The sequence below is a fragment of the Psychrobacter sp. H7-1 genome, assembly GCF_904846585.1.
Classification (GTDB): Bacteria; Pseudomonadota; Gammaproteobacteria; order Pseudomonadales; family Moraxellaceae; genus Psychrobacter; species Psychrobacter raelei.
The window spans coordinates 1-6338 of the sequence record NZ_CAJHBH010000068.1; the positions used below are offsets into that span (position 1 = coordinate 1).

Below are 6338 nucleotides of genomic sequence, written 5' to 3' on the forward strand. Positions count from 1 at the left end.
AGTGTGATTGCGTACGAGTTGCTGATAACGTTTAATAAGTCTCGTATCTAGGGTCATTTTCTCTATACCATACTGCGCTATTTTATCAAATTTATGCTCACTGATAAATTGTGTAGATACCTATGCTATACAGTGGGAGGGTGGACTGTCTTGAGAAAATTGTGGGTATCAATACGCTATTATTTCAACTGACTTTTACTTATCTTGCTACAGTCTAAGCACAGGGTAAGCGAGCGCAATCTAACGGTATTGTTGAAAAGTATTGATAGTATCTAAGTGCTATTAGGATTGTCATTTATGCCAACATTGTCCGCTTTCTTTGAATCAAAAAACCTCTACTTAAAACAACGAGCTCATTTACTTACACCAAAAGCACTGCTTAGCCTGAGTATTGCCTCTATCCTTAGTACCACATCTTATGCAGCTGAAAGCGATAACCTTACGGTGCAGCAAGCTGACGTTCAACAAACCGCTGACGCACAAGACACACCTTCTGCTGAGTTTGACGCTATTGTGGTGAAGGCGGCTCGTGAGGAGCTTGAACAAGCTGCCGGTCTATCCGTTATCAGTGAAGAGGCTATTAAAAAAGCATCAGTCTCTAATGATATCGCAGAAATTGTACGTAAGATGCCGGGTGTTAATCTCTCAGGTTCTTCAACTTCCGGCCAGCGGGGTAACCAGCGCCAGATTGACCTACGCGGTATGGGACCTAACAATACTTTAATTTTGATTGATGGTCGCCCTGTGACTTCTCGCAATGCCGTTCGACCTGGTAGAGCCAGCGAACAAGACACACGCGGTGATTCTCAATGGGTGCCGCCAAGCGCTATCGAACGTATTGAGGTATTACGAGGTCCTGCTGCAGCCAGATATGGGTCTGGTAGTATGGGCGGTGTCGTGAATATCATTACCAAATCTCCCACAAAAAAAGAATTTTCAATCACGGGCCATTACGAGTCTCCAGAGAGTGACTTGGAAGGCAAAGACTGGCGCACCAATATAAATATGGCAGGTCCGTTAACCGATAAGCTGTCCTTCCGTACCACACTTGGCTACCACGATAGCGACGGGGATGATCCTTATATCAATGCCAAGGATGCACAAATTGTGGAGGGGCGTGATGGGCCATCAGCCTCTGTGGCGGCCGGTGTTGAAGGCGTTGAGAATATAGATGTGCGTCAGCTTTTCGAATATGCCGTAGATGCCATGAATACTGTCGGGGTTGAGGTGAGCTATAGTACTCAAGACAACCACTGGGCAGGTGATTCGCAGTTTCAAAACGTTAATGATACTTTAGTGGATTTATTGGCCGGTGACTCTACCAATAAGATGCGCCGCTATGGTGCAGCCTTCACCCATCGCGGCAATTATGATGATGCCCGTAGCAATAGCTATCTAGAGTTCAGTCGTACCGATAATGAGCGCTTGGCTGAAGGTACTGCAGGTGGTGGTGAAGGACAGATTCAAACGCCGCCTGAGGGAGAGGGCTTTAACTGGAAAAAAGCGACCTATGATACGCTAAATGCCAAATCAGAGTGGGATATCTTTTATGACAATCACACCTTAACTGCAGGCGCTGAATTTCGCGGCGAAAAGCTAAATAACCCCTGGGTATCTGAGCTGACGTTTGATGATGGCTTTGCTTTTGGCGATGTAGAAACCGACCCTGCTAAGCGCGATCCAAAGTCGGATGCTTATTTGATTGGTGCTTATATAGAGGATAACTATCAACTCACTCCAGATTGGTATGTGACTCCAGGACTACGTTATGACTATCATAGTGAGGCCGGTAGCAACTGGTCACCGAGTCTAAATACTACGTGGCATTTTAGCCCCAATTGGTCTGTAAAGGCAGGGATAAGTCGCGCTTTTAAGGCGCCAGATCTATACCGATTAGACCCCAACTATATTTACTATACAAAGGGTAATGGCTGTCCTTCTTGGGTGCCTACCGATCAACGAGGCTGTCAGGTACTGGGTAACTCAGAGCTTGAGCATGAGACCTCTTGGAACAAAGAGCTGACGTTTACTTATGAAGATGGTACAGGTCTCAATGCCGGCTTAACCTATTATCATAACGCTTACGATAACCGTATTGGCGCTGGTATCAACCGAGTAGCAGTAGACTCAGCCACTAAGCGCTCTGTCTTCCAGTGGGAGAACCAAGGAAAGGCGATTATTGAAGGGCTAGAGGGCTTTGTTAAAGTCCCTGTGACAGATAATATCTTATGGTCAACCAACCTAACTGGTAATATTCGCTCAGAGCGTAAAGACAATGGTGAGCCTCTATCGTTAATTCCTAAATATACGGTGAACTCCAATATAAACTGGGACATTACGCCTCGCTGGAATGCTGATTTTGGTGTCAGCTATTATGGCGCTATTGAAGCCCCTGAAGTCTCTGTCACGACAGGCGATGAGCTAACTACCTTGAAGTTAGACCGCGAGCCTTATGCGTTAGCTAACATCAGCACCCGCTATAATTTAACCGATATGATCACCGTGGGTGCAGGCATCAAAAACCTATTTGACAAGCAAATCATGCGTGAGGGCACAGGAACCAATGCCGGTGCTCGAACCTTTAATGAGCCAGGCCGAGCTTATATATTTGATGTCAGTTTTGATTTTTAGTCGTTAAAAGTCAACTGTTAATAGAATAAAAAGATCTGGACCACGTGTTCAGATCTTTTTTTTATGATAGCAAGAAGGTGTCAAAAGCGCTGTAAGCTGTCAAGCAGGGAGGTGGTAAATAACTCTCCATGCGACTCATTATAAAACTGATAGCTCGCGTTATTTTGAAACATGGTACAGATATTATTGGCAAACTCATTTTTATCTAGGCCACTGACAGCGGCTGTGCTCGCTGTGGAGGTATTAGCGACAGGCGCATCTTGCTGCTGTGATTGACTAAAAGTAAGTCGTAACTGCTTGGTTGTTGAGAGGATAGATAGCTGCGTTGTAGGCTGGTTTTGAAATGCCTGCCAGTACTGAGTCATCTCACCATCTTGCCACCATAATGAGGGATCTGCACTAAAATACTGCTGGTAAGACTGGGGGTGCTTAAATAAGGTATATAACACAAATAGGCCACCATAAGAGTGCCCCCAGATCGCCTCCTGTGTTGGCTTGTTGCCCAGCTGCTCATAGACCCAAGGTTTTATCTCTTGTTCAATCAGCTCATAAAACTGCTCTGCACCGCCATTTAATCGCGCTCTACCTTTTTCTTGAAATGCCTTACTGCTATTAGCGCTGCTTTGTTTTTGCTCATGAGTGTCATCAAATAAAGGCGGCGTGTAGTCATAGGCTCGGGCATCCACATCAAACCGATAGGGCGTCTGATAACCAATAAAGACTAAGGCTGGGGCCATATTGCTTGATTGAGCCTGAGATAAAGCGTGCAGTGTCTCTTGGTCTAAATCATCAATAGCAGCATTGCCATCAAGCATATACAGTACTTTGGTCGCGGTACTTAAACACTCTTGGGAGGGTGACAAGCTTGGTTGGCAAGGAACAGCCAGCCATACTCGATAATGACGAGGCTTGGCATAAGCTTGTATCGCGGCCAAATTATCTTGCTGTGAGGTCTTAGGGGCTACTGCGCTAAAATCACGATAGACAAATTTATATCCTGTATCTTTTGCACTGAGCAGCGTCATATCTGTTGTCTGTGTTAAATCTGGCTTGGCATGGCTGGGCGTCATTGCTGCTCCTAAAACCGCCATCATCATTGCTATCGATCGGCTGGCTTGCGTTGTTGACATGAGTAATCCTTCAAAAGATTTAACCTATCTGGCAACAGCCCAGCTATCTAATAAGGTTAGGTGCGCTGACATCCAATAGAGTCAAAAATAATAAATTTAAGCTGCGTAGAGAGTTGACAATCTGTAACATTATAGTAATAATAAAACAAATGATAATAGTTATCAATATCATTTGTTTTGGGACGTTTTTATGTTATAACCCCTTTTTTTATGAGACTAAAATATGTTAGCAACACCACAATCAGGTTATCGCAATACGCTACTGTCTGCTGCGTCACTCTTATCTATCGCTTTCTTATCTCTAGGAGCCGCTGGATGTCAAAGTACGACATCCGTAGTGAGCGATGCGCCTGTCGCAACTTCTACGACTATGACCCATGGGATAATGAGTACGCAAAGCAGTTATAAAGACACGCGTTATTTGACCATTGATGGCAAGGATTATCCTGTTTATGAAAACTCTGCCCGTATCGTGGTTAATAAGGCGAAGAACTCACCAGAATTGGTAGCAGACATTTTTGATGGAAAAGCAGAGTCTGCAGTACCAGGCTATAAAGTTATGTTCATAGTGCGAACCAACTCAGTAGCAGCAGAAGGTAGAAAGCTGGATAATGGGCAGGTCATTGAGAATCGAATGATTCACCGTGGTAGCAAGTCCTTGGTGGGTATTCCTGTGGTAGATGGTCAAGCAAAACTTGATCAAGCGCAGTTGTTAGATTTCGATATTATTTATGATGATGTCAATAAGGACTTAGCAGCAGGAGAGGTGGTCAAACCACGCGGCCAAAAACTTACCAAAGCAGATACGCCAGTTACTAATAAACAAGTAACCATACGCTCATTAACTCTACCCAATATCGCCAGTGGTGAAAGTGCAGGGGGCGGGGTGGACTTTGAGGCCAGTGCTACAGTAGCCGGTAAGCAGATAAAAACTGGGGCAAATAGCGCTTTTAATATCTTCTATACCGTTGACAGTGATAACGCTAGAGGATTCTAGTAATTGATTCACTCATAAAAGGCTCTGACTTGATTGTATTAGGTCAGAGCTCTTTTTTGGTCCAAGGCATGGTTTGGTTTGACCATGCCACTACAAACCTTAGTTTAAAGGGCTTCTAAAATTAAAGGCTATATCACAATTAGCTAAAATCAGTACAGCCTATTTATCTTTCACGCTAAATACCTTATTACCCAATTCAATAATAAACTGTCTTACTGAGTCAGGTAAGTTAGATAATGGGTTGTCACTAATATCTAGACGCTCTAATTGTTTTAAATTAGTGAGGCTGTCAGGTAAGCTTTGTAAGCCATTACTATAAAGTATAAGCTCTTTAAGCTGCTTTAAATTACCGATTGAGTGGGGGATAGCTTTTAATTCAGAGCCACGCACGTCAAGAGTTTGTAATTTTGATAGATTACCGATATTAACAGGTAAGGTTTTGAGGTACCTATTGGCGTATACTTCTATAATCTCTAGATTGGTTAGATTGGCAATAGAATCGGGAAGGTGTTTGATACTGGTGCCAGTAATATTTAAATTTGTTAGCGAAGTGAGGTTGCCAATATCGTCAGGTAATTTTTGTAAAGTTTTCGAATAAATACTAAGTGATTTAAGGTTTTTAAGTTCCCATAATACTTTTGGAAGCTCAACGTATCCACATTTAAGAAAAACCAACTCTTCCAAATTATCTAATTGAGCAATCTCATCTGGCAATTCACTAAAACCAATTAGTCTAAGATACTTTAAGTTTTTCAAATTACCTATAGCAGCGGGTAGAGGCTTTGTTAATTCCGCCGAATCACAAAAAACCGATTTATCATCTACATTATAGGTTTTTGATTTACCGAACCCTAAGTCTAGTCTTTCAACTTGTTGTAAAGATTGTGGATCTCGAGGTCCAAGGTTGTCTTTATTGCTATAGAAACTATGGTTATCTATCCAGTCCCAAATCTCTAGCATCCAATCTTCTACTTTTGTATTAGAAGGAGAAGTAGTAGTAGGGGAGTTTGCAGTATCTACAAAGGGAGTTGTTTTATCGATGGAATTATTCATGTGATCTCCTATTGCTCTGTCTGTGCCAAAAAAGAAACGACACAGTCACCTTACAGAGCAAAAAAAGGAGTTGTGCGTTTTACCAGTCTTTATTTTTCATCGCGCTGGAAGTAGCCATAAACCCACGATGTTTTTTTATAATATCAACATGAATATAAATTGTCAAATATTTAATTTAATGAATTTTAATCATCTTAATGGTTTGCTATATTTAATTTATTAAGTTTAGAGTAGGCCTGATTTATCCAAAGCTAAAATTGCAGTGGCTGTTTGTCTAAATAGTTTTAACGGCTCTCATAAGCCACCTGTGCGGTGTGAAAGAAGGAGCTGGGCAATGGGTAGATACATTGAATTTTCTAAGCCACCTGTGCGGTGGGAAAGTCTCGTCTGTCATGCTATACTGAACCGCCCCGGGATTGTCAGAGACTCATTTATCTGAGAGAATACGACAATGAAAACACGAAACTATACCCCCGAAATGAAAGAGCGCGCCGTCCGTATGCTAATTGAAGCTAAAGACGACTACC

General features: G+C 42.6%; 4 protein-coding genes. 2 read left to right on the plus strand and 2 right to left on the minus strand.

What is annotated here, in order from left to right:
- The first annotated feature begins 297 nt into the window (after positions 1-297).
- Positions 298-2631 (plus strand): FepA family TonB-dependent siderophore receptor, encoded by a 2334-nt coding sequence (locus JMX92_RS12845; protein WP_201546044.1) that lies wholly within the window; start codon positions 298-300, stop codon positions 2629-2631.
- An 80-nt stretch (positions 2632-2711) separates the two neighbouring features.
- Here the strand turns inward: JMX92_RS12845 and JMX92_RS12850 are convergent, their stop codons facing one another.
- On the minus strand, positions 2712-3761 hold the full coding sequence (locus JMX92_RS12850; protein WP_201546045.1) for an alpha/beta hydrolase: 1050 nt from the start codon (positions 3759-3761) through the stop codon (positions 2712-2714).
- Positions 3762-3984: 223 nt separating this feature from the next.
- Here JMX92_RS12850 and JMX92_RS12855 point away from each other — a divergent pair, with 223 nt between their 5' ends.
- Positions 3985-4758: a hypothetical protein gene (locus JMX92_RS12855; protein WP_201546046.1), complete on the plus strand. Its 774-nt coding sequence runs from the start codon at positions 3985-3987 to the stop codon at positions 4756-4758.
- A 159-nt stretch (positions 4759-4917) separates the two neighbouring features.
- Here JMX92_RS12855 and JMX92_RS12860 read toward each other — a convergent pair whose 3' ends face one another.
- Positions 4918-5811: a leucine-rich repeat domain-containing protein gene (locus JMX92_RS12860; RefSeq protein WP_201546047.1), complete on the minus strand. Its 894-nt coding sequence runs from the start codon at positions 5809-5811 to the stop codon at positions 4918-4920.
- Positions 5812-6338: the final 527 nt, after the last annotated feature.

What these genes read in the sequence shown, in the direction of transcription:
- JMX92_RS12845 (WP_201546044.1), top strand. Translation starts at nt 298, where the DNA reads ATGCCAACATTGTCCGCTTTCTTTGAATCAAAAAACCTCTACTTAAAA.
- JMX92_RS12850 (WP_201546045.1), bottom strand. Translation starts at nt 3,761, where the DNA reads ATGTCAACAACGCAAGCCAGCCGATCGATAGCAATGATGATGGCGGTT.
- JMX92_RS12855 (WP_201546046.1), top strand. Translation starts at nt 3,985, where the DNA reads ATGTTAGCAACACCACAATCAGGTTATCGCAATACGCTACTGTCTGCT.
- JMX92_RS12860 (WP_201546047.1), bottom strand. Translation starts at nt 5,811, where the DNA reads ATGAATAATTCCATCGATAAAACAACTCCCTTTGTAGATACTGCAAAC.